The 23,448-nt window shown below is 42.6% G+C and carries 26 protein-coding genes; 2 read left to right on the top strand and 24 right to left on the bottom strand.

Annotated elements, in window-relative coordinates:
• Positions 1 to 56: 56 nt before the first annotated feature.
• The 6 genes from C6W18_RS18470 to C6W18_RS18445 all read right to left on the bottom strand — a co-directional run bounded on the left by C6W18_RS18470 (position 57) and on the right by C6W18_RS18445 (position 7,307).
• Entirely contained in the window at positions 57 to 1,904 is a 1,848-nt protein-coding gene (locus tag C6W18_RS18470; protein ID WP_105928514.1) for a sigma-54-dependent Fis family transcriptional regulator, read from the bottom strand.
• Between the two features lie 116 nt (positions 1,905 to 2,020).
• A complete protein-coding gene (gene lpdA / locus C6W18_RS18465) occupies positions 2,021 to 3,400 on the bottom strand; it encodes a dihydrolipoyl dehydrogenase (RefSeq protein ID WP_105928513.1) in 1,380 nt (459 codons plus the stop codon).
• A gap of 16 nt (positions 3,401 to 3,416) precedes the next feature.
• Positions 3,417 to 4,568 (bottom strand): dihydrolipoamide acetyltransferase family protein, encoded by a 1,152-nt coding sequence (locus C6W18_RS18460; RefSeq protein WP_105928512.1) that lies wholly within the window; start codon positions 4,566 to 4,568, stop codon positions 3,417 to 3,419.
• A 17-nt stretch (positions 4,569 to 4,585) separates the two neighbouring features.
• Positions 4,586 to 5,623, bottom strand: coding sequence for an alpha-ketoacid dehydrogenase subunit beta (locus C6W18_RS18455; RefSeq protein WP_105928511.1), 1,038 nt, complete (start codon positions 5,621 to 5,623; stop codon positions 4,586 to 4,588).
• 20 nt (positions 5,624 to 5,643) lie between these two features.
• Positions 5,644 to 6,621, bottom strand: coding sequence for a thiamine pyrophosphate-dependent dehydrogenase E1 component subunit alpha (locus C6W18_RS18450; RefSeq protein ID WP_105928510.1), 978 nt, complete (start codon positions 6,619 to 6,621; stop codon positions 5,644 to 5,646).
• Positions 6,622 to 6,833: 212 nt separating this feature from the next.
• Complete coding sequence (locus C6W18_RS18445) at positions 6,834 to 7,307, bottom strand: SprT family protein (protein WP_034324022.1); 474 nt, start codon at positions 7,305 to 7,307, stop codon at positions 6,834 to 6,836.
• A 99-nt stretch (positions 7,308 to 7,406) separates the two neighbouring features.
• On the opposite strand from C6W18_RS18445, the gene cmpA reads away from it, so the two are divergent.
• Positions 7,407 to 7,541 (top strand): cortex morphogenetic protein CmpA, encoded by a 135-nt coding sequence (gene cmpA / locus C6W18_RS18440; RefSeq protein WP_008346893.1) that lies wholly within the window; start codon positions 7,407 to 7,409, stop codon positions 7,539 to 7,541.
• 19 nt (positions 7,542 to 7,560) lie between these two features.
• On the opposite strand, the gene C6W18_RS18435 is transcribed toward cmpA, so the two are convergent.
• From C6W18_RS18435 to acpS, 14 genes are all read right to left on the bottom strand, one after another.
• Positions 7,561 to 9,720: a Tex family protein gene (locus C6W18_RS18435; RefSeq protein ID WP_105928509.1), complete on the bottom strand. Its 2,160-nt coding sequence runs from the start codon at positions 9,718 to 9,720 to the stop codon at positions 7,561 to 7,563.
• A 77-nt stretch (positions 9,721 to 9,797) separates the two neighbouring features.
• The gene (locus tag C6W18_RS18430; protein ID WP_034324017.1) at positions 9,798 to 10,397 is read right to left on the bottom strand and encodes a PP2C family serine/threonine-protein phosphatase; all 600 of its coding nucleotides are present in this window, start codon (positions 10,395 to 10,397) and stop codon (positions 9,798 to 9,800) included.
• Complete coding sequence (gene sigB, locus C6W18_RS18425; RefSeq protein WP_105928508.1) at positions 10,397 to 11,185, bottom strand: RNA polymerase sigma factor SigB; 789 nt, start codon at positions 11,183 to 11,185, stop codon at positions 10,397 to 10,399. Before sigB ends, C6W18_RS18430 begins: the two co-directional genes overlap by 1 nt.
• The gene (gene rsbW / locus C6W18_RS18420) at positions 11,151 to 11,639 is read right to left on the bottom strand and encodes an anti-sigma B factor RsbW (RefSeq protein ID WP_034324014.1); all 489 of its coding nucleotides are present in this window, start codon (positions 11,637 to 11,639) and stop codon (positions 11,151 to 11,153) included. Before rsbW ends, sigB begins: the two co-directional genes overlap by 35 nt.
• Positions 11,636 to 11,965, bottom strand: a complete 330-nt coding sequence (locus tag C6W18_RS18415) for an anti-sigma factor antagonist (RefSeq protein WP_105928507.1) — start codon at positions 11,963 to 11,965, stop codon at positions 11,636 to 11,638. The genes rsbW and C6W18_RS18415 overlap by 4 nt, the downstream gene beginning before the upstream one ends.
• A 59-nt stretch (positions 11,966 to 12,024) precedes the next feature.
• Positions 12,025 to 13,032 (bottom strand): PP2C family protein-serine/threonine phosphatase, encoded by a 1,008-nt coding sequence (locus C6W18_RS18410; protein ID WP_105928506.1) that lies wholly within the window; start codon positions 13,030 to 13,032, stop codon positions 12,025 to 12,027.
• A gap of 10 nt (positions 13,033 to 13,042) precedes the next feature.
• Complete coding sequence (locus C6W18_RS18405; RefSeq protein WP_099728415.1) at positions 13,043 to 13,444, bottom strand: anti-sigma regulatory factor; 402 nt, start codon at positions 13,442 to 13,444, stop codon at positions 13,043 to 13,045.
• A gap of 2 nt (positions 13,445 to 13,446) precedes the next feature.
• Entirely contained in the window at positions 13,447 to 13,815 is a 369-nt protein-coding gene (gene rsbS / locus C6W18_RS18400; RefSeq protein WP_003214235.1) for an RsbT antagonist protein RsbS, read from the bottom strand.
• Between the two features lie 4 nt (positions 13,816 to 13,819).
• Positions 13,820 to 14,650 carry an RsbT co-antagonist protein RsbRA gene (locus tag C6W18_RS18395; protein ID WP_034324005.1) on the bottom strand — a complete coding sequence of 277 codons (831 nt, stop codon included), beginning with the start codon at positions 14,648 to 14,650 and terminating at the stop codon, positions 13,820 to 13,822.
• A 117-nt stretch (positions 14,651 to 14,767) separates the two neighbouring features.
• Positions 14,768 to 15,118 (bottom strand): type II toxin-antitoxin system endoribonuclease NdoA, encoded by a 351-nt coding sequence (ndoA, locus tag C6W18_RS18390; RefSeq protein WP_003214169.1) that lies wholly within the window; start codon positions 15,116 to 15,118, stop codon positions 14,768 to 14,770.
• Positions 15,119 to 15,122: 4 nt separating this feature from the next.
• The gene (locus tag C6W18_RS18385; protein WP_003214273.1) at positions 15,123 to 15,404 is read right to left on the bottom strand and encodes a hypothetical protein; all 282 of its coding nucleotides are present in this window, start codon (positions 15,402 to 15,404) and stop codon (positions 15,123 to 15,125) included.
• A 291-nt stretch (positions 15,405 to 15,695) separates the two neighbouring features.
• A complete protein-coding gene (alr, locus tag C6W18_RS18380; protein WP_105928505.1) occupies positions 15,696 to 16,877 on the bottom strand; it encodes an alanine racemase in 1,182 nt (393 codons plus the stop codon).
• A 139-nt stretch (positions 16,878 to 17,016) separates the two neighbouring features.
• On the bottom strand, positions 17,017 to 18,033 hold the full coding sequence (locus C6W18_RS18375; RefSeq protein ID WP_105928504.1) for an outer membrane lipoprotein-sorting protein: 1,017 nt from the start codon (positions 18,031 to 18,033) through the stop codon (positions 17,017 to 17,019).
• Between the two features lie 160 nt (positions 18,034 to 18,193).
• Positions 18,194 to 18,559, bottom strand: coding sequence for a holo-ACP synthase (gene acpS, locus C6W18_RS18370; protein ID WP_105928503.1), 366 nt, complete (start codon positions 18,557 to 18,559; stop codon positions 18,194 to 18,196).
• A 94-nt stretch (positions 18,560 to 18,653) separates the two neighbouring features.
• Here acpS and C6W18_RS18365 point away from each other — a divergent pair, with 94 nt between their 5' ends.
• On the top strand, positions 18,654 to 19,259 hold the full coding sequence (locus tag C6W18_RS18365) for a rhomboid family intramembrane serine protease (protein ID WP_105928502.1): 606 nt from the start codon (positions 18,654 to 18,656) through the stop codon (positions 19,257 to 19,259).
• A 57-nt stretch (positions 19,260 to 19,316) separates the two neighbouring features.
• Here C6W18_RS18365 and C6W18_RS18360 read toward each other — a convergent pair whose 3' ends face one another.
• The 4 genes from C6W18_RS18360 to C6W18_RS18345 all read right to left on the bottom strand — a co-directional run bounded on the left by C6W18_RS18360 (position 19,317) and on the right by C6W18_RS18345 (position 23,392).
• Complete coding sequence (locus C6W18_RS18360) at positions 19,317 to 20,816, bottom strand: PH domain-containing protein (RefSeq protein ID WP_105928501.1); 1,500 nt, start codon at positions 20,814 to 20,816, stop codon at positions 19,317 to 19,319.
• Positions 20,806 to 21,285 carry a PH domain-containing protein gene (locus C6W18_RS18355; RefSeq protein ID WP_034323990.1) on the bottom strand — a complete coding sequence of 160 codons (480 nt, stop codon included), beginning with the start codon at positions 21,283 to 21,285 and terminating at the stop codon, positions 20,806 to 20,808. Before C6W18_RS18355 ends, C6W18_RS18360 begins: the two co-directional genes overlap by 11 nt.
• A 112-nt stretch (positions 21,286 to 21,397) precedes the next feature.
• Positions 21,398 to 22,888 carry a degradosome RNA helicase CshA gene (gene cshA / locus C6W18_RS18350; protein WP_034323988.1) on the bottom strand — a complete coding sequence of 497 codons (1,491 nt, stop codon included), beginning with the start codon at positions 22,886 to 22,888 and terminating at the stop codon, positions 21,398 to 21,400.
• Between the two features lie 165 nt (positions 22,889 to 23,053).
• The gene (locus C6W18_RS18345) at positions 23,054 to 23,392 is read right to left on the bottom strand and encodes an avidin-fold protein (protein WP_034323985.1); all 339 of its coding nucleotides are present in this window, start codon (positions 23,390 to 23,392) and stop codon (positions 23,054 to 23,056) included.
• Between the last annotated feature and the right edge of the window lie 56 nt (positions 23,393 to 23,448).

Raw genomic sequence — 23,448 nt, 5'->3', positions numbered from 1 at the left:
GACCCCGACCTCTCAAAGGGAGACCAGAGCCTCCTTGATGCTGCCATACCTAAGATTTACGACAGCTTAAACTTTCGCATCCACTTGTAAAAAGTGCTTCTTGGCACCCCCGCTAACCTTGCTGCTTCTGACACATGACCTTTCGTTTTGTGCAGTGCCTCTATCACCATTTGCTTTCGAATATGTTCCCTATATGTTAGTTCTTTTGAAATATCGTGACCCTCTGCTGGATACAACTTCTTTTTTTTCTGGTCAATTGCCTCTAATACCTCATCATATTGAGACGGCCCAATCCTTCCTCCTTCAGGAAACAACACCCTTATATGTTCAAACAGATTAAAAAGCTCGCGTATGTTTCCCGGCCAATGATACTCCTGCAATCTCTGAAAAAAAGATTCAGGAAACTTCGCATTCCATTGGTGTTTCTTTTGATAATAACGGTATAAATCAGGGATGTCTTCCTTTCTGTCCCTGAGTGGCGGGATGTTGATTGGATAGACATGAAGACGGTAATACAAGTCTTCTCGTATTTTTCCTTCCTTCACCAGTTCATTCATGTTCCGGTGCGTCGCTGTAATAATTCTAATATCCAAAGGGATTTCGTGTGTCCCGCCGAGCGGTACGACTTTTCTTTCTTCTATCACCCTAAGGAGCGCTACTTGCATCGCATATGGGATTTCGCCAATTTCGTCTAAAAAGAGTGTTCCTTTATGAGCTTGTTCAAATTTCCCTTTAGCTCCATGACGTTTTGCCCCTGTAAAAGCCCCTTCAGCATAGCCAAATAATTCGCTTTCTAACAGGCTTTCAGGAATGGCTCCGCAATTAACAGCAATAAACGGTCCTCTATGCCTTTCACTGGCTGAGTGAATGGCCCTAGCGGCCAGTTCCTTCCCTGTACCTGTTTCTCCCCAAATATATGCATGAGCATTTGTTTGTGCCGCTCTCTTCATCTCGCTGAGCGTCTGTTGAAACACCTTACTTGTTCCGGATTCCCCGGGAAATTGAGGAAAAGAAACGGTTATGTTGCTTTTCGTTGCTTCTTCAAGAGAAAGGGACATGCCTAGCATCTTTCCATCTTGCTCTGATTGAATGATTTGCTTTCCCCGGATAACAAATGGATGAGCCATAAGCCGCTCGACATCCATTCCGTACCAGTCTGAAAATCGTTCTCTAATCAACCTGCTTGCAGAAACAATTTGCTTTTTTTCATTACAGACAACATACGGTTCGTCCGCTTCCACCTGCTGGAGACAATGAGTGATGAGCTCCATCTCTCTCCTTTTTTGCTGGACTTGAATTTCTCTCTCTATGGCATAAGCAACCGTTGAAGCCATTCCAAGCATAAAAGGGTGCTTGTTATCCGCCATACAGGAGATATCGATCACCCCTAAGATCGTACCGTCTACATCACGAATAGGGGCGGCTGAACAGCTCCAATGATGAGAGGCGATAGAAAAATGCTCAGTTCCGTTAATCATCACAGCTTCTCCGATGACGAGTGCCGTTCCGATCGCGTTTGTCCCTACATCTGTTTCGGTCCAGCGCGCCCCCTCCATAAAATTAATTTTTCTTGCTTCCACCATCGTCCTTTGGCTTCCTGTCAGACTTAGCACATACCCGTCTGCATCGATGAGTAAGGCCAACATGTCAGATTCTTTTAATTGCTGACTGATTTTATTTAAGTAAGGAAGAGCGGTATTGAGGAATAATGAGTATTTCTTTTTTTGAGCACTGAATAATTCCTTTTCTAACAACGACTGTCCTTTATCTAAATACGGATTAACATTTGCTTGTTTACATCTGTGCCATGACTCCATCACTCTTTTATCCAGACGAGACTTATCAAACAAACCTTCACGAACAAAACGTTTCCACGTATTTAAATAACAAGGTGTCGGATTCATTCCATCCTCTCCTCTAGGGGCTTTTTATTCATTATAGATAATTATAAAAGCGCTTTCAATTACATTAGCTACCCCAAGAACACATCAAGATAGATGTCGAGAAGTTTGTTTCTCTTTCAGCAGTGCACCGCTCGTCCACTTGTTTGCAGCAAGGCTTCGTGAATCGCCTCTGAAAGAGTCGGATGTGCCGCAATATATTGCTCTAATGTATCAACGGTCAACTCTGAATGCATCATGACTGCTGCTTGTCCAATCAGCTCTGTTGCATTTGGCCCGATGATTGATACGCCTAAAATCTCTTGGTATTGCGGTTCTACAATGATTTTCACCTGACCGACCGGTTGATTTAGAATCAGTGCTTTTCCATTTGCACAAAATGAAAATTTCCCTATCCGAATATCTTTATATTGATTTCTAGCTTTCTCTTCATTTAAGCCAACACTGGCGATTTCTGGGGATGTATAGATACACCTTGGAATTACTTGTTCATTGACCTTTACATGTTCGCCTGATGCATGTGAGGCCGCAATCGTGCCTTCATGAAAAGCAACGTGAGCAAGCTGTACTCCTCCTGTGACATCCCCGCACGCATATATATGGGAGAGATTGGTTTGCATATGCTCATTGACATTGATCCCGTTCCAGTCATATTCAATGCCAATCTGGTCAAGATTCAACTCATCAAGCCGCGGCTTTCTGCCAATTGCCACTAAACAAAGATCAGACTGGATTTCACACCGCTCACCATGCTTTCTCTCAATCACCACTTTCTTTGAGGTTGAATCAAGCTGGTTGACTGCAGCCGATGTCAAAATGTCCACACCTGCTTCTTCAAGTTGATCGTGAAGGCATTGTGCAATATCGTCATCTTCTTCTGGTAAAATGCGTACTGACTGTTCAATCATAACAACCTTTGTCCCCATTCTGCTAAAGATACTTGCGAACTCACACCCGATCACCCCACCACCAATGATACAAAGCGAATCTGGTATCGAAGAGAGCGACATTGCATCCTTGCTGTCAATCACCCATTTCCCATCAAATGGTGCAAAAGGTAAAGCAGCGGGTGCTGCCCCTGATGCAATGATGATTTGTGTTGCTTGAATGATTTCACACGCCCCTTCACTTTCAATCAACATCTCATGTGCAGCAAGAAATGATGCCTTCCCATTTATCACCTTGATTTTATTTTTATTCATCAAGTAGCGAACGCCATCAGTTAGTTGCTTGACGACTGACTGTTTCCGTTTTTGAACGACATCCCATTGGATGATGGGCTTTTCCCCTGGAAGTTCAATTCCAAAATGTGCAGCTGACTTCACACGCTCGTACATATCAGCACTTTGCAAAAGCGATTTGGTTGGAATACAGCCTTCATTGAGACAGGTTCCTCCCAACTGGCCTTGATCAATTAACACAACCTCCCTTCCAAAACGAGCGGCTGTGATCGCCGCCACATACCCTGCAGGTCCGCCTCCTATAATAACTAGTGTCATCGTATTTTCCTTCTTCCTATAAAAGAATGGATACTGGCTTTTCTAAATATGCTTTAACAGTTGATAAAAATGCGGAAGCTGGCGCCCCGTCCAGCACGCGGTGGTCAAACGTCAGACTGAGTGGAAGGATATGGCCTTTGCACAATTCACCACCTTGATAAACAGGGGTTTCATACATTTTTCCGACGCCAAGGATACCGGCTTCCGGCGGATTCAAAATCGGAGTGAAATGCTCTACACCATAGGCACCAAGGTTGGTGATCGTAAAGGTAGAGCCTTCGATTTCATCGTGAAGAAGTTTGCCTTCACGTGCTTTTTTGCCATACAATTTGATGGTCTTCGCTAGCTCAATGAGCGATAGTCGCTCCGCATGTCGAATAACCGGCACAGCTAAGCCGTTTTCTAAAGCAGCAGCTATCCCAAGATGAACATATTCAAAAGTTTCCACTCTTTCATTTTGATATTGACTGTTCATCGCAGGATGTTCTAGTAATGAAAGGATCGCTGCTTTGGCTACAAAATCGGTCATGGTCAATTTTGTATCGTGACGTGCTATGGCTGTTTCGTTCAATTGGGGCTGTAATTTTGTCAGTTTTGTCACGTCCGCTTTCATCGTAATTGTGAGTTGTGCACTTGTTTGCAGACTTTTCATCATCCGTGAGGCAATTGTTTTCCGCATCATGTTGACAGGTTGATGGTCTGTCTTATTGTTTTGTAATTGTGTTTGTGTTTGTTTCTCTTTCTGATCAGGAAGTGCCTGAAGCACATCCGCTTTTGTAATTCTCCCGTCTGGTCCGGTTCCCACCAGCGTGTCAATGTCCAGATTTGCATTGTTAGCCATTTTACGAGCAACAGGGGAGATTTTCTTTCTCTCTTTCTTTGGTTTTGTCGGCAAACCTCTTCCTTCTTTCTTTTCTTCACCCTGTTCATTTCCTGCACCGATATAGCAAATGACCGTGCCAGGCGGGACACCTTCCCCCTCAGGGACTTTGATTTCCAATACGGTGCCTTCAGCAGGTGATTCGATCTCCATCTCAATTTTTTCAGAATTGATGCTTGCAATGCTTTCCCCTTTATTTACGGTCTCTCCGACTTGCTTGTTCCAGACAGATACAGTGCCTTCTTTCATCGACATGCCCAATTTTGGCATCACAACCTCGACAGCCATCTTTCTCTCTCCTTTCTTTAGTTCAATATCTTGTCTTGATTCTCACCAATCATTTCTAATACGGTGCTCACAACCTTATCAGGTGTCGGCAAATAGATATCTTCAAGAGGTGGTGAAAACGGAACCGGTGTATGAGGAGCCGTCACTTTTTTGATTGGGGCGTCAAGTAAATCGAATCCTTTATCAGCAACCAAAGAAGCGATATCTGCGGCAATTCCGCATCTTGGATTTGCTTCATCCACAATAACAAGCCGATTTGTTTTTTCTACCGAAGCCAGAATCGCCTCTTCATCAAGTGGCGACAGGCTTCTTGGATCAATGACCTCAGCCTCAATTCCTTGAGCAGCTAACTGTTCTGCCGCTTCGAGTGCTGTATGAACTTGTTTACCTACTGCGAAGATGGTCACATCTGAGCCTTCTCTCTTCACATCTGCTTTGCCAAGCGGCAGAGTGTAATATCTCTTTGGAACGTCTCCTGTGATATTGTACAGCGTCTTGTCTTCAAAAAAGATGACAGGGTCCTGGTCCTCAATTGATGCCAGTAGTAAACCTTTGGCATCGTATGGCGTGGAAGGCACAACCACTTTCAATCCAGGAATGCTCGTAAATAGCGCATATAAACTTTGAGAATGCTGAGCGGCTGCTCTAAAACCCGCCCCATGTGTTGTTCTAATTGTGACGGGCACCTCCGCTTTTCCGCCAAACATATATCGAAATTTTGCCCCTTGATTCAGCACTTGGTCCAGACAGGTGCCGATAAAATCATTAAACATGAGTTCCGCAATGGGTCTTAGCCCTGTTGACGCAGCTGCCATGGCAGCACCGACATAGCCAGCTTCACTGATCGGCGTGTCAAGGACTCGCTCACGCCCAAACTCCTGAACGATTCCTTTTGTGACACCAAGAACACCGCCCCATGCTTCATCATCCTGCAAGTGATCCACATGAGCGCCTCCTGCAACATCTTCCCCCATTAAAATGACATCCTCGTCTCTTCTCATCACAAGTTTAATCGCTTCGTTCAATGCACTAGACATGCTGATTTCTCTTGTCATTTTCCTTTCCCCTTTCTGATTTATTGATACGAAACATACACATCGGTCAATAATTCAGTATGATCTGGATATTTACTTTCTTCACTGAACCTAACGGCTTCATCTATCGTTTCTGTTACAGCCGCTTCGATATTTGATATCTCTTTATCCGTAAGCAGCTGCTTTTTGATCAATTCATTTTTAAAAAGAGCAATGGCATCTCTCTCTTCTTGATGTTCTGTTCTTTCTTGATTTGTTTTGTAACGCTGGGCATCTCCTTCAAAATGACCATAATTCCGATATGTCATGCATTCAATCAATGTCGGACCTTCTCCATTTTTTGCTCGTTCAATTGCTTGTTCTACGGCTTGATAAACCGCCATCACATCTTTTCCGTCTACTTGAATCCCAGGAATGTCATAACCAGCGGCTCGATCCACGATTGATTTGCAGCTTGAAGCATAGGAAAACGGTGTCGCTTCCCCATAGCCATTGTTTTCTGCAATGAAAATGACAGGCAATTTCCAGATAGCTGCGAGATTAATTCCTTCGTGAAATGTTCCTTGATTGTTTGCACCATCCCCAAAAAAGCAAACGCTTACATTTTTTGTCTTCTTATATTTAGCTGTTAGGGCTGCTCCACACGCCAGCGGAAATCCGCCTCCAACAATTCCATTGGCACCAAGCATTCCTTTATCAAAATCTGCGATGTGCATTGACCCTCCCTTTCCTTTACACAGACCTGTGGCTTTCCCATAAATTTCCGCCATCATTCCTTTTAGATCGCAGCCTTTAGCTATACAATGTCCATGTCCACGATGTGTACTTGTGATGCTGTCTTTTTCATTCAGGTGGGCACAGGCTCCTACAGCGACAGCTTCTTCCCCAGCATAAAGGTGGACAAAGCCTGGCAGGATTCCTTTTGTAAAAAGTGTGTGTACTCGATCTTCAAACTGGCGGATCTCCAGCATTTTTTGATACATCCATACCGCTTTTTCTTTTGTCAGTGCGACTTCCATGTTGTAAAACCTCCTATCTTTTTTACTTGCACTTATATACAAGCAAAAAGCGTGCCAACATCATGACATGTTGAAACATAGGCTTTAGACAATTCAAGCCGCCTAAAAAAAGAGACAAAATGAGACTTGTATCTCTATTTGTCTCAATATGTCTACTTTTTCTCTTGCATATAAGAATTGGACATAAAAAAGCATCCCTCTAGGAATGCTTTTCATACTGAATCTATCGTACGGTGCCAAGTCAATTTTCCTTTGCAGACGCCGCAGACATAGCGAGAGGTATCAAACCGTCTCTTTCTTATAAAATGCTTGCCGCATCCTGTACAAACGTAGTCATGGCGTTTCTGTGGACCTCGCCTGTTTTGCACAGCCCTTAACGGTGTACAAAAGCGCGGGGCTCCTACCTGTTTCAATAACTCTTTAAACTCACGATCACGATGCTGATAGCCCTTCCCTTCGAGATGGAGGTGATAGTGACATAACTCATGCTTGATGATACCGATCAATTCATCTCTTCCATGCTCCTCTAAATATCGACGATTCAATTCGATATCATGTGTACCAAGTAAATATCTCCCGCCTGTTGTTTTTAAGCGGTCATTAAAAACAGCCTTGTGACGAAATTCCTTACCAAAGAACTGCTGAGAAATTTGCTCTGTTAACTGTTGTAATTGCGGCTGGTTCAAACAAGATCGTTCCTTTCTATAAAAATCTCGAACAGGACAATTTCCCCTTTGCATACATTGAAGGTACATCCACTGTTTCGATCAAAGGAGGAATGGGCGATGCCCAACTGGCTGAAAAATCAGATGCAGAAGGCATTTTATGAAAAAAATCATTACCAAATCAAATTGCTGAATCAATGCTGGTACTTCTATAGAAAAAAACATTCAGTCACATCAAGGCACACCCCATCCTAAGGTGCGCCTCGTTTTTTGTTTATTCTGGTTTCAGCATGGAGAGGGCAACGCGGCCTTTTGCCTGGTCAACGGAGTCTACCCACACGGTCACAATGTCACCGACGGACACAACGTCAAGCGGATGCTTCACAAAACGGTTGCTTAGCTTTGAAATATGGACAAGCCCATCCTGCTTCACACCAATATCGACAAATGCGCCGAAGTCCACGACATTTCTCACCGTTCCTTGAAGCTCCATACCTTGCTTCAAGTCCTCCAATTTCAATACATCTGTTTTTAATAGTGGTTTTGGTACTTCATCCCGCGGATCACGCTCAGGTCTTGTCAGCTGATCGATGATATCCTGAAGTGTAATTGGACCAATTTCAAGCTGCTCCGCTGCTTCGTCCAGCTTCACCTCAGCGATTTTCTCTTTTAATTGCTCTGTTCCAAGATCATCTGGCGTCATCTTGATCATGCGTAAGAATTGTTTTGTTTCTTTATAGCTTTCAGGGTGAATGCCTGTACGATCAAGTGGATCTTGTCCGTCTGCAATGCGCAGGAAGCCGATACACTGCTCATATGTCTTGGCACCAAGTCTTGGGATATCCTTCAGTTCTTTTCTGCTAGTGAATCTCCCAATCTCTTCGCGACGCTTGACGATATTCCCAGCGACGGCTTTTGAAAGGCCTGACACATATTGCAGCAGCGCCTGTGAGGCTGTATTGACGTTTACACCGACTTGGTTTACGACCGTCTCTACAACGAAAGTTAGCGAGCTGTTTAATTGCTTTTGACTAACATCGTGCTGGTATTGGCCCACCCCGACAGATTTTGGATCAATTTTCACGAGCTCTGCTAAAGGGTCCTGTAATCTTCTCGCGATTGAAATGGCACTTCTTTCTTCCACTTGCAGGTCTGGAAACTCTTCTCTCGCGAGAGCGGACGCGGAGTAAACACTTGCCCCTGCTTCATTCACGATCAAATATGACACTGGCTGATCCAGCTCTTGAATCAAGTCTGCGATGAATTGTTCTGTTTCTCTTGATGCTGTTCCGTTTCCAATCGCAATGACTTCAATGTTTGATGATTGAATGATCTCTTTTACTTTTTGTTTGGCTTCCGCATTTTTCTGGACGGGTGGATGCGGGTAAATGACCCCAATATGATGAACTTTGCCCGTATCATCAACGACCGCTAATTTACAGCCTGTACGAAATGCGGGGTCCACTCCTAGTACACGTTTCCCTTTCATCGGCGGCTGAAGCAGCAGATTTCTTAAGTTTTCAGCGAAAATATGGATGGCTTGCTCTTCTGCTTTTTCTGTCAGCTCTTTTCGTATTTCGCGTTCAATCGAAGGCTGAATGAGGCGTTTGTAAGCATCGTCAATAGCCGCTTCAATATAAGGTCTCGCTGTCGTTTGCTTGCTCTTTATGACTTGTTTGTCGAGATAGAAACGAATATTTTCAGCAGGTGGTTCGATGGCTGCTTTCAAGATGCCTTCTTTTTCTCCTCGATTGACCGCAAGTACACGATGGGGCACAATCTTTTTGATCGGCTCTTGATAATCGTAATACATTTCATAGACGTTTTTCTCATCGCTTTCAACGTCTTTTCCTGATGTGACAAGACTTCCCTTTTGGTAGGTTTCACTGCGAATCCATTTGCGCATATCAGGGTCATCTGCCAGCTGTTCAGCAATAATATGTTGCGCGCCCTCAAGTGCTTCTTCTACACTTGTCACTTCTTTTTCTTCGCTCATAAAGGCAGAAGCCTGCTTTTGGATATCATCATGCGGTAGCTTGAGCAAATATTCTGCTAGCGGTTCCAGCCCTTTTGCCTTTGCCACACTTGCCTTTGTTTTACGCTTTTGTTTGAATGGTCTATATAAATCTTCGACCTCTTGCAGCTTATGAGCCTGTTCGATCTTCTGTTTTAATTCATCGGTCAGTTTGTCTTGTTCAGCAATTAAACGAATGACTTCTTCTTTTCGGTTCGTGACATTTTGAATATATGTATAGCGCTCGGAAATGGTTTGAATTTGCACCTCGTCCAGTGAGCCTGTCTGCTCTTTCCGGTAACGAGCAATAAACGGGACGGTGTTGCCATCCTCTAATAGCTGGATCACACTTTCAATTTGTTTCGTTGAAAGCTTTAATTCTGTTGCAATTTGTTTCAATAAAACGTCAGATGTCTTCATACTTTGCATCCTCTCACTGTGTCTTCTCTTTTAGTGTATCAAAAAAACCGGCAAAACAGAAAAAAGGTCAGCTATTTTCACATGAGCTGACCAAGTACATAGGTGAGATCGTCCTTTTTGTCTTGTGTGTATGTTTCAAGTTGTTTTGCAATATCTGCAACTGAATGGCTATGCTTTAAACACATTCGCATGTTTGGCACATTCAGCCCATCTGAATACATAATGAATGTCGATCCTTTTTCGTAGGAATAGGTGTATGTTTTATATTTTCTAGGTTTCCCTGATAAGTATCCTGATGTCGGAAGTGGATAAATATAGTCGCCAGAAGGTGCATTCAAAATAAATCGGATATTACCAACCGAACAATAGGTAAATTGCTGCTGGGAAAAATTCACCTTTAATATGCCAACCGTGGCCCCGCGTTTATTTTTCATGGCCTGATTGCATCTGTCTATGAGGGTCGTCACATCCTCATGTCCATATTCTTCGACAATTTCACTAACTAAAGAAGATGATTCATTGGCGAACTGGCCGCTGCCTAATCCGTCTGCTACAGAACAGATTAGTTCTTCATCATCTGCTTTAATAAAAAAACTGTCCCCACAGCATGATTTTCCTTCTTTATTCGATTGATAGATAATGGCGTTCACATGGTCATGCTGTTCGATCTGCTTCATTACCCTAGCTCCATAGACGCATCTTCTGATAATGCATCTCGTAGCTTTTTAACTGCCTTCCGCTGCAGTCTAGATACATGCATTTGGGATATGCCGAGTAAATCGCCTGTTTCTTTCTGACTCTTATTTTGCAAGTAAGTGAGATTGATAATCTCTTTTTCTCTTTCAGTCAGAACATGAAGCACACTCTCAAGCATCATTTTTTGGTTCACGCGTTCGTAGCCTTCTTCCTGAGAGCCGACGACGTCTAAAATGGTGACAGTGCTTCCTTCAGAATCAGCCTCTACGCCTTGGTCTACAGACAGCGCTTGATAGCTTTTGCCCATCTCCATTGTTTCAAGTACTTCTTCTTCTGTCACATCTAGATATTCTGCAATTTCTTGGACTTTAGGTGACTTTTGCGTCTCCGTTGTCAGATGATCAACCGCCATCTTGATTCTTGGGCCAAGCTCTTTAATCCGCCTTGGTACATGGACACTCCATGTCTTATCACGTAAAAAGCGTTTGATTTCCCCGATAATGGTTGGAATCGCAAAGGCTTCAAATGATTTACCGACAAGTGGGTCATAACGCTTTATTGCACCAAGTAAACCAATCATTCCAACCTGTCTTAGATCCTCATGAAAGCTTTTGCCTTTGGAATATTTTTTCGCCAGCATATCGACCAAGTTTGTATAGCATTCAACAAGCGTGAGCTGCGCCTGCTCGTCTTGATTGGTTTGATAGCTTTGGACAAGGCGATCCACTTCATCTTTAGTTAGTTTCATAGTTTTGGATGGTTGTGTCATGGTCAACTCGCTCCCTGTTTAAAAACTTTGTCATCGCCACGGTAACTCCGGAGTTTGCTTGCACCTCGACTTCATCCATCAATGTTTGCATCAAATATAAACCAAGACCTCCTTCTGCCAATTGATCTACCGTATGAGCAGATGTGTAAGGCCCTAATCCTTCCTGCTTTTGCTTAAAGTCAAAGCTACCGCCTTTGTCAGCGACAATGATTTCTAGACGATCCTCATAGACAAGAAAGCGAACTGCTACCTCTCCATCTTCGCCATGTTCACCTTTGTAGGCATGCTGAACTGCATTTGTACACGCCTCACTAACGGCAATTTTCAAGTCCTCAATCTCTTCATAGGCATAACCCATTCGACTTGCTACGCCTGAAAGAGTTAGACGAATGATGCCTACATATTCTGGTTTCGCCGGGATTTTCATCTCGATTAGATCTACTGATTCGTTCATTGTACCCCACCCTCTGTCTTTGCAGAAATGTCAATGATGTCCTTTAGTCCAGTAATTTCAAACAACCTTACAAGCCGATCCGACAAGTTCTCAAGCTTTAATGTTCCACCTGCTTTTTGAGCCGCTTTGAACAGCCCAACAAATACACCTAAACCAGTACTATCCATATAAGAAACATCCTTCAAGCAGATTTCAAGATGCTCCCCTTGCTCCGCTTTAGGCATAAGCGTTTCTCTTAGCTCAGGTGCGGAGTACACATCGATTTCTCCACCGACACTAATTTTCGTTTTATGATCTATTTGATGCTCTTTCACTGTCATATTCATTATGCATTCACCTCGAAATTCTTGTTTCATAGAATTTTATATACCCGCATATTCACTTTCTAAACCTTTCTTTTGAGCACAAGTAAAGTGAAGTCATCGTGAAGCTGAAAATCTTGCAGCTTGAGTAAGCTGGCATAGATGGCATCGACCATTTCCTGAGCTGAGTAGGATAGGTGCTCTGCTATAAGCGCTTTGATATCCTCCCGCTCTAAGAAACCGTCCTCTGACTTGGATTCTGTTACACCATCAGAGAATAAGATCACCATATCTCCTACGTCCAAGTGCTTCTCATACTGTCTGTAGTCAAAGTCTGGTGCGATGCCAAGGACAAGTCCTCTCGCATCTAAATCGTAAAATTGATTCTCTTTATTGCAATAGAAAAAGCCCGGCTCATGACCAGCCGATGCATATTTAAATTCATGCGTTTCTTTATTATAGCTGCCATAGAACATGGTGATAAACATGCTTGGGTCTACGTTCTGTTCGACAACACGATTAAGGGTTTTTAACACCTTTGTTGGACCGCTTCCTGACTCTGGCAGGGAATCCATCGCATATTTAATCATAGACATACAGAGCGCAGCTGGGATGCCTTTCCCAATGACATCTGCGATCGCGATATTGATTGTATCGTGATCAGTGACAAAATGGTAATAATCTCCACTCATCTGTTTTGCCGGCACACTAATGGCACCAATATCAAAGGTGTCACCCTCTGGAATTTTCGTTTCCAGCAGGGTTTGTTGGACATTTGCCGCAATTTCGATTTCTGATTTAATTTCTTGCTGGATGCCTCTGAGTGTTAAATGTTCCTGGTAGGCAAGTCCGTACCCAATCATGACTTCAATTAAGAAGTCTAGTGAATGAAAGACATCTTCCGGCAAATCAGGGTATAGCTCCTGAATTACTTTTCGGTGAACACTCACTATTTCTTCAGGAGGTATTTGGTGCTCAATGGTTTTTCGGCTAAATTTTTGAGCTTGATAAAGCGATGTTTCAGTTAAATCACTGATATAACGACTGAGCAGCTGATGATACCGCTGCTCCATTACCTCCTTAAAATCCATGGTTTCCCTCCTAGCGAAGCCACTTGACAGCTTGTATCTCCGTTCCTTCTTCTGGTGTAGAATCTAATTTAAAATCATCCATCAGTCTTCTCACGCCCGGAAGACCTGCTCCGAGTCCGCCTGATGTAGAAAATCCGTCTTCCATCACTTTGCGTATATCCATGATACCAGGCCCCTCATCGGCTGCGATGACTTTGAGTCCACGCTTTCCGCGCTCCATCACTTCTTCTATACAAATCTGACCTTTACCAGCGTATAAATAGATGTTTCGAGCTAATTCTGAAATGGCCGTCGTAATTCTTGCTTGGTCAACTGTTCCAAAGCCCAGTTCTTTTGCAACATTTCGTCCCAGTTGTCTTGCCGCGACTATGTCCCATTCCGTCAAAATTTTCACACAGGATTGGTCTTTCATATCTATTCCCCCAATTCCCGCTTCAGTGTCTCAAGCCCTTGTTCAAGATCTAATGCTGTCTGAATTTCTTCCAGTGATATACCAAGTTCAATGAGTGTCACAGCGACTGCCGGCTGTATTCCTGTTAATACAACTTTTGCCCCCATGAGCTTTGACATCGTGATGACATCGCCTAATACTTTTGCAATAAATGAATCAATCATATCAACAGATGTTAGGTCAATGACAACACCGTTCGCTCCTGTTTCATGAATCTTATTGAGTAAATCTTCTTGAAAATGAAGAGCCGTTTGGTCATCAAGCTCCCATTGTATAGAAATAAGAAGACAATTATATAATTTTAAGATTGGAATCTTCGGGTGATTTCTCACTGGGTTATCCCTCCAATGAAACAATTTTTCGATTTGTCATTTCTAAAGCAGTTTGAATTCCTTTTTGAAGGGTATTCTTTGTTGTAACTTGCGATAAATCAATTCCAAGGGTGACGATGGTTTGGGCGATTTCTGGACGAATACCGACCAATAAGCACTTTGCACCTACTAATCTCACAGCCTCTGACGCTTGAATGATATGGTGTGCCACCATTGTATCGACGACAGGTACACCGGTAATGTCGATTAAGACCACCTGTGATCGATGCTTCACGACGCCATTTAACAGATTCTCCATGATCTTCTTCGCACGATCTGTATCAATTGTTCCTACAAGAGGCATGACAGTGATGTGCTCAAACACTGGAATCAGTGGAGCAGATAGTTCCTGTAACGCAATCTTTTGAAGGTTGACGGTTTTCTCCCATGAGATAGAATAGTGATTCAATATTTCGTTATGAACTGGTGAGATGAACCGATCAATTTCCCATATGAGCTCATTACTTCCTTGTTCAGTGTTTTTGTCACTGTTCATTTTTTGATATAAGTGTGAACGAATTTCCGTTAGCCCTTTTGCCAGTAACTTAAGTGATATACCCATTTGTACAATTTTTAAAGCAAAAGATTGCACTTTTTCTTCAAAATCCTCAGCATTCGCCTCTGAAAGGGATGCCAGAATAAGCTGAACATATTCGGAACAAATCGTTTCATACATTTTGTCGTTTAGCATCATGTCCGTTTCTTCTTCTCCGAGTCGTTTGAAGATGTCAGTCCATTCTTTTTCTAATTCCTTTTGGTGCGCTCTCGCAAAAGCTAACACGATATGATTCGACATAATTTACCCCCTACGTACATAAAAAACAATAACTTTCATTCTCTCTCCATTATAGCCTTAATAAAAAATGAACACAAAAAAAAGTTGCTCACAGGAGAGCAACCAAATATCACCATATTAAAAATCAATAAGAGCCAAACTAACTTGTAAGGCTTCATCAACCTTCTCCATCATCTCATCATCAAGATGTGTGATTTTATCTGTCAATCTTTGTTTATCGATCGTACGAATCTGCTCTAAAAGAATGACAGAATCTCGTTCAAAGCCGTAGCGCTTTGCATTGATTTCGACGTGAGTCGGTAATTTCGCTTTTTGTATTTGGGCTGTTATGGCTGCAACGATAGCAGTCGGGCTGAAGCGATTTCCAATGTCATTTTGGATGACCAATACCGGGCGAACCCCGCCCTGCTCGGAGCCAACAACAGGAGATAAATCAGCAAAGTAAACATCACCGCGTTTAACAATCAAATGTTTAACCCCCGCTGACTAATCGCTCAACTGTATTCTCAGCCTCAAACTCTGCGTATTGTGCCTCTGAAGAGATATTCAGATTAATTTTCGCCATCTCCATGTAGCCGCGTCTCATCGATTCACGATTTTGTCGAATATTACGTTCACGAATATACGTTTTTGTCGCTCGGTAGATCAATTCATTTCTTGTTACCTTATCCTGCTCTGCTACTCGTTCGATTTCAGACATCAAAGCCTCGGGCAGTCGAATCTTCATTTCGTTTGTTGCGCTGGATTCAGACAAAAAACATACACCTCCACAAAACTTACGGATACCGTATCGATCCATTCCAAGACTAATCATACCATTATTCAATGCACAAGCAAAGCTGTTTTTCATGTTTCTTATTAGATCATGAAGCAGTCGGCCACCCGTAAATCATGATGATAATGGAGTTCCTCTTTCCCATTATACGCTTTTTTCCGAAAATCATACGGTATTTCCAAAATCTCTAAAAAAGGGAGAATATTTATTCCTTCTCTGTAGAATAAAAGAGAACGATGTCGGTTTGGACATCGTTCCCGTAAAAGCTGCTTATAAAAAGCTTGGCCCACCTTGAAGCAGCGGATTACGCACATAAACCCTTTTGCCGTCCTCTTTATATACTCTTGGGACCCGGTGGCCAATCGAGCAAGTGACTTCATAGTTAATGGTTTCAAGCCTTTTTGCAATTTCATCGACTGATACCTTTTCTTCGCCTTGTGAACCAATCAAAACGACTGGTTCGCCTGCTGGAATGTCCTCTTTCAATTCGACCATGAATTGATCCATACATACCCTTCCAGCAATTTTTCTGCGTTTTCCGCCAACGATCACTTCCGTTCCTGCCAGCTTCCTGATCCAGCCATCTGCATAGCCAACTGGAACTGTGCCAATCCATGTATCTTGATTGGCTGTATAGGTCGCTCCGTAGCTGACACTCTCGCCCTTTCGAATGAGCTTCACATGTGCAAGCTTTGTATGAAGAGACATTGCTTCTTCCAGCTTGAAAGGCAATTCATCTTTGATTTCCTCTGACGGTGACAGCCCATACATACTGATACCTAAGCGAACCATATTAAACAAAACTTCTTTAAACCTTAAACCTGCTGCACTGTTGGCGCAATGAACGAGCAGTTTGTCCGTATGAAGTGGTTGAAGCAATGTTTGAAAGGTGTCCACCTGCATATCAAAGTAGTCCTCGTCCTTTTCATCAGCTGTCGCAAAGTGAGTAAATACTCCTTCAAGATGTAAATAGGAATGATCGCGGGCAAGCTCTTTTACTTCGTTCACTTGCGCTAATGTTTTAACACCTAAACGATTCATTCCGCTGTCAATTTTCAAATGAAAACGAATGGGTTGTCCAATCTGTCCTTTCACTACTTTGACTACATCTCTCAGCCACTCGATTGAGTAAGCGGTCATGATAACATTGTATCTAACGGCGACTTTGACATACTCTGGCGGTACTGCGCCGAGTACAAGAATTGGTGCTTTGATGCCTTTATTTCTTAAAGAAATGGCCTCATCTAAAAAGGCTACCGCTAACAAGTCTGCTCCTGCTTTGAGTGCAGCTCTTGCCACTTCTATATCTCCATGTCCATATGCATTGGCTTTGACAACAGCCATTAATTGAACGTTTTGACCAATATGATCTTTCATATGTGAAACATTATGTTTGATTGCTGTTAAATCAATTTCTGCCCATGTGTCTCTATAAAAGGCATTTGTGTCCATCAGTCACACTTCCCTATTGAATGATTCAATACTTCATTATGATACTAAAAATCAAGAATAATGTGAAACAAATCAAAGAAAATCAGCCCTTGACCAGGGCTGATGTATCATTTTCAAGGCTCTCACCTGAGATATTCATTTATTTGGCTGACTGGCCTTCTACACTTTTTGCGACCATTAAGAGCTCTTCCTTCGATAAATCACTTGAGGAAATTAAGTAGTCGACTCCGTCTGATGTCCAAGAAAGAGATTGATCCGTTAGAACGCCCACTGTCATGCCAAGATCGACTGGCTCGCCGTTCATCGTGACAGGCGTAGACGCTTCTGCCACTCTCGCTTTTTCCTGAATGAGTGTGAAGGATTTCTTCCCGCCATACGTAATCACATAACGTTTCCCAGCATCTGTTGTCATTTCTTTCTCTTCCATCTTCTTCACGCCCTCTGGCATATCAACTGGTGTTTTCACTGCGAAGCTGTCAGATGGGTCTGCACTTGTGGCGACATCCATTTGGGAGAGTGTCATATTTTTCTTCTCATCAAATGCATCTTTGTCAAAGGATTTATTGAATTCAAAGTGAGAGAATTCTACTTTCACCATTGGCTTTTTGTCGCTATCCAGCACTTTCACACTGGCAGGCGCCATTGTTTTTTTATGAAAGGTAATCTCTTGGGTAGGCAGCATTTGGTTGTGCTGATAATTGGTTTTTGTTTCGAAAATATACTTTGACTCTTTCGCTTTGAACTGAGCTGCACTGTCATTTTTAATGTCTTTCACGAGTGATTCAAATAAATAGACCTGACTGCTATTATTCGGCCAATCACTATGGAAACGGAAGCTTTTGTTCAGTGAAGGTGTCAGCACAAACACACCATTGCCATTTCTTAAAATGACTTGACTCTGATCCTTTTTCGGATTTTCTAAATAGACACGGTAAAGCTCCGGCTTCTTGTACCAAATTTCCACCTGATACTCCTGCGGATCATTTCCTGTCTCGATGGTCATTTTTGCTTTGGCTTTGTATGATGTCATTTCCTCTGCCTTTTTGTTTAAATCTCCAACAATATCCTGCTGAGATTTTTGACCGCATGCGGAGAGAATCAGTACAAAAAGGATCCCCGTTACAAGCAAAACAAAGCTTTTTCTCACCCTTTTCAACCCCTTCGTTAATTGTGTTAAAAGGAAGAAACCGCTTGTTTGACTTTAACAGTACGCCTAAAGAGTTAACTGCGTACCGCGAACCATCAAAGCCTGTTAGCAACTCGCCCTTCCTTATCGCACTACCCAATATATGAAGGGGGGACAAACAATATGCAGACTAGCTTGACAACCTTTCGATTAAAACTTGCGCAGCAGCATATTCTTTTGTGTGTGTAATAGACACATGAACCTGGTCTCCCTTCGTTTTCGCGCTTTTGATGAAAGGTTTTCCATTATCGTCTTTTTGTATCTCGATGTCATGAAAGCTTAAATGCTGACCGATTCCCGTACCATATGCTTTAGCAAAAGCTTCCTTTGCCGCGAAGCGTCCTGCCAAAAACTCCAGCTGTCTCTTTTCACGTAGCGCGTAAAAGATGTCCTGTTCATTTAAAGTCAAAATTCGTTCTGGTAAACGGGGCTGTCTGCTGAGCACCCGTGACAGCCGGTCGATTTCTACAATATCAATGCCAATTCCTTTGATCATGGGGTACCTCCTATGATACTCGTACTAATTTGGATGTTCGCTTCATAAACGTGTTACTATAAACTTACCATTATCTAGTCAAAAGGGGTTTGTTATGTTTATTCGAACGGAGAGCTTTCAACAATTTATTAGATCGTATCCAATCGTAACAGCGATCCTTGCATTGCAAATAGGTCTGTGGCTTTTATTTGCTATTCCTATCCCTATTATACAGCTTGGGCAGGACCATCTCGTCGGTTTCAATTATGGTGTAGCAGCAGGAGAATGGTGGCGGCTCGTTACCCCTATTTTTCTCCACGGAAGTCTGACACACATTTTGTTCAATTCTATGTCTTTGTTCCTATTCGCTCCAGCGCTTGAGTCTTTGCTTGGTAAGGTTCGGTTTCTCATCATTTATCTTGGTGCAGGGTTCATTGGCAATATCGGAACCTATTGGGTGGAGCCTTTAGAGTATGTACATGTCGGCGCTTCTGGTGCCATCTTCGGTTTGTTTGGCGTTTATCTCTACCTTGTCCTATTTAAACCGCACATGATGGACCGCGGGAATTCTCAGGTAATCTTAACGATTCTTGGTGTCTCTGTCGTCATGACGTTCGTCAACTCGAATATCAATATTATGGCTCACTTATTTGGATTGATAGGCGGCATGATTATAGCACCTATCACCCTATTCTTCCACTCCAAAAAAAGACGCTATTAATCTCATAAAAAATGTCGATCATCCCTTTTGACAAGGAGCTGATCGACATTTTTTAGTTTAAGATGATTGTTTTTTTTCATAGGAATACCAATCAAATACACGTGCAGCATCTTTCTCTTCAAGGTGATGCACACCAAAGGAATCAAGCAGTGCAGAGGATTTCACAAAGGTGTGAATACTCGCCACTCGGCCTTTCTTTTGGAAATAAGATTGAGTCACCGTATAGTTTTGCATTCGTTTTCTCAAAACAATTCCGGTGGTTTTGCCGATACCTCTTGTTGTCAACTGAATCAATGGATCTTTGATCGTATAACCTGATTGCTTATAGGCTAAATAGCCAAAGAATAAAGCAATTGGTAATGGAATCAGTGCCAAATACCCCCACGGCGGAAAACGGACTGAAAGGATCATACCAACGAGCAATGGAACAAATCCGAAAGAGATCAGGTAGCGTTTGAGTGAACGCTTTGGTACCTTTTTCAGCTCAGCTTCTGGTGTCAGGTGATATTGATCTGTAAATCGAGACAACAATTCATTGATTTTTTTCTTCCGGATTAGTGGAAATAAGACAGAAGAGGTTTCTTTTTCTGTAATAGAACCTCCTGCACTAACGAGCATCACCGTAGCAAATCCAAATGGCTCACGGAGAATGTTTTCTTTGATTTTCACTGCTTGAATTCTCGCAAGCGGAATGGTCATTTGATGTCTCTCAATGAGTCCTCTTGTAATGATGATGTCGTTCCCTTTTCGTTTGGCAGCAAAATTAGCATATTGGAGTGCTGTCACCCCAACACTGAGTATCCAAGCAATCAATACGGCTAGAAAAATTAGAATCGCGTAGATTTCAACACTCGCATGACTTAAGAAGGAGAACTGCTTGACGAACCCGTCTAAAGGAAGAATTTCATCTATTTGTGTGTAAATGGCTAGGCAACCAGATATAATCACACCGATCCCGCTTGAAGTCGTAGCCGCCAAAAGTAGCTCTGGTACACCCATACGATAGGAGACGTTGATTTCTTTCTCCACAGGTTTTTGCGCAGTTAGATGATCATGCGGTCCATCCCCTGTTTCACCCGCCATTTCATCTTGTTGCAAGCTTTTCTTCCGGTTGAAAATCGACTGTTTCAATTGTTCTGCTTCTGCTTTCGTAATCGCCGTCAGGCTCACTTCTGGGCCATCCGTCCCGCCTGCCGTTTCGATTTGAACTCGCACCAAACCGAAAATCCGCTGGAAGATGCCTTCACTTGTATTGACCGTTTGAATTCGTTCTAACGATATATATTTTTTCTTTTTCGTAATTACACCTGATTCCACACGAAATTCATCGTCTTCCATCCGGTAAGTGAATCGTCTCCATTCTAAAACGGTTGAAACAGCTTTCCATAAAAGAAGCACACCAAGAATGATAAACGCATAAAAGCGAATACTTGAATTCGAGTTCACAAAAATAAGCACGAAAAAAGGGATAATGAAGTTTTTGATCATGGATACGGCATCTGATATAAAATCAATGAACATCGAGATTGGATGTACACGTTTTGGTTCAGACATCATCTTCCGTCACCCTTGCTAAACGAGATATGTAATCACGAAGCTCATCTGCCTCTTCTAATTCTAACGCTGGAATATCATGAACCGTGGCAGCAGTCGAAATTTGAACAGATGCCAAGCGATAGCGCCTTAAAAGCGGTCCCTGGGATGTATCGACATGCTGGACACGCACCATCGGCACAATCACGCGTGTAACGCGAATCAGCCCATGCTGTATTTCAATTTCATTTTCAAATACTTCGTAGCGCCAAATGTGATGACGGATTTTCGGTATGAGCCAAATTCCGAAAATGACCTGTAAGATCCACAATCCGATGAGGATGGCCCCAATCCAATATGGCCATTGAAAATAATAACTAGCAATAAATACCCCAATGATGATGAGTAAGAAAATCAATGAGATAATTCCATTTTGAAGACGCCATACTTTTAATCCATTTAAACTAATTTGACGTTGCGGCTGTTTTCTCACATTCTTCCCCCATTCTCTTACTTTTCTATCAATATATTACGAAACAGAACCTAAAAAGTTTCAATAAGCCTGTTAAAAAAAGCGAACCCTGCAAAGGATTCGCTCTTGTATGTTAATTGTTATAAGATTTCTTTTGACGACGATCGCTAGAAGAACGATTGCGATCATTTGATGAACGTTTTTTATCACCGTAAGATGAACGGCTTTTCCCGCGATAGCCGCCACCGCCGCCACCGTCTCTACGTTTAGAAGAGCTGCGGTTGTTACGATTGCGTTTTGAAATCATTGGTGCTTCATCTGTCAAACGAACTGGCGTTGCATCTGGCTCTTTTGTCATCATTTTGATGGCAGCCGCAACCACTGTGACAGAATCATGATCTTCTAGCAATTCAGCAGCAGCTGTCATGTAGAAGTTTAAGTTGTTTTCACTGATGATCGTGCGTAGACGGTCAACTGTTACTTGCTGTTGTCCTTCAATTGCTTCATCTAGAGTTGGCTCTTTCATACGATCCATTTTACGATTTGTCGTTTGCTCAATCGCACGAAGCATATCTTTTTCACGTGGTGTGATAAATGTCACAGCCATACCTGTACGTCCAGCACGGCCTGTACGTCCAATACGGTGTACATAGCTTTCTGGATCTTGTGGCACGTCGAAGTTATACACGTGTGTCACGCCAGAGATATCAAGTCCACGTGCTGCAACGTCTGTTGCCACAAGCACATCGATTGAACCTTCTTTGAATTTACGAAGCGCAACCATACGTTTCGCTTGAGTTAGGTCACCATGAATTCCTTCAGCTGTATAACCTCTAAGGTTAAGCGCTTCTGTCAATTCGTCAACACGGCGTTTCGTACGACCGAAGACAATTGAAAGCTCAGGCGATTGAATGTCAAGAAGACGTGTCAATGTATCAAACTTCTTACGTTCGTGAATATCCAAGTAGAACTGTTGGATGTTAGATACTGTCATTTCTTTTGCTTTTACTTTTACATGCTCTGGGTTTGTCATGAAACGTTCTGCAATGCGCTTAATTGGTGCAGGCATTGTCGCAGAGAATAAAAGTGTTTGGTGTTCACTTGGTACATTTGAAAGGATCGATTCAATGTCTTCAATGAAACCCATGTTTAGCATTTCATCTGCTTCATCAAGCACAACTGTTTCAACATTTTGAAGACGCATTGTACGACGGTTAATGTGATCGAGTAAACGTCCTGGAGTCCCTACGATGATATGAGGATTCTTCTTGAGCGAACGGATTTGGCGGCTGATATCTTGTCCACCGTAAATCGGAAGAACGCGTGCACGCTTGTCTTGGCCGATTTTGTATAGCTCTTCAGATACTTGAATCGCTAATTCTCTTGTTGGCGCAATAATAATCGCTTGGATATTAGGAGACGCTGGGTCGATTTTTTCAACCAGAGGAATACCAAATGCTGCTGTTTTTCCTGTTCCTGTTTGTGCTTGTCCGATGACATCTTTATTCTGAAGACCGAGAGGAATCGTTTCTGCTTGAATTGGTGTTGCTTCTTCAAATCCCATGCGGTTAATAGCTTTCATGAGACTTTCGCTTAATTGAAAATCTTGAAACGTTATAGTCAAATTATTCAAACTCCTTCTAATTGCTGTTTCAGTAATCTCGTGAATGATCATTAAAAACTGCCCTTTTCTGAAAGGACAGGTCCATTATATACAAAGCCCGAATTACCCTACATTATATCTTACCATTACACTATTTGTTTTTCAACAAGACAGAAATGGATATATCTACTGCTCCACAATGACAGATTCACCTTCACTTTGATCTCCGTCCATCCATTTCCACCTTTCTAACAGTTGAATTTTTCCGTTATCCAGCTGCTTAGGTGTGGAATGACAGGACCCGCTCCTCATGCTACCGTCCTTGCCCACATGGTGGTATCTAAAATGAAGTGTTCCATCCTCTTTCACTGTTCCTACAAGTACGCCAGATACAATACTGCCGCCCTGATATGTCCCCGTTAATATATTCCCGTCCTGACGATATTGAAATATGGTTCCTTCTGATACTTCCCCATTACTCGAATTAGACTGCGGGATAAAGGTTTTTCCGTCATATTGAAGCAACCGAATCGACCACCTTTTCTTTCCTATTGTAACATAGGCCTGTCACTGATTCGACA

This window comes from Bacillus sp. LLTC93, assembly GCF_002993125.1.
GTDB classification, from domain to species: Bacteria; Bacillota; Bacilli; order Bacillales; family Bacillaceae; genus Bacillus; species Bacillus zhangzhouensis.
The sequence above is the reverse complement of the archived record's forward strand: the minus strand, read 5'-3'. Positions and strand labels throughout refer to the sequence as shown.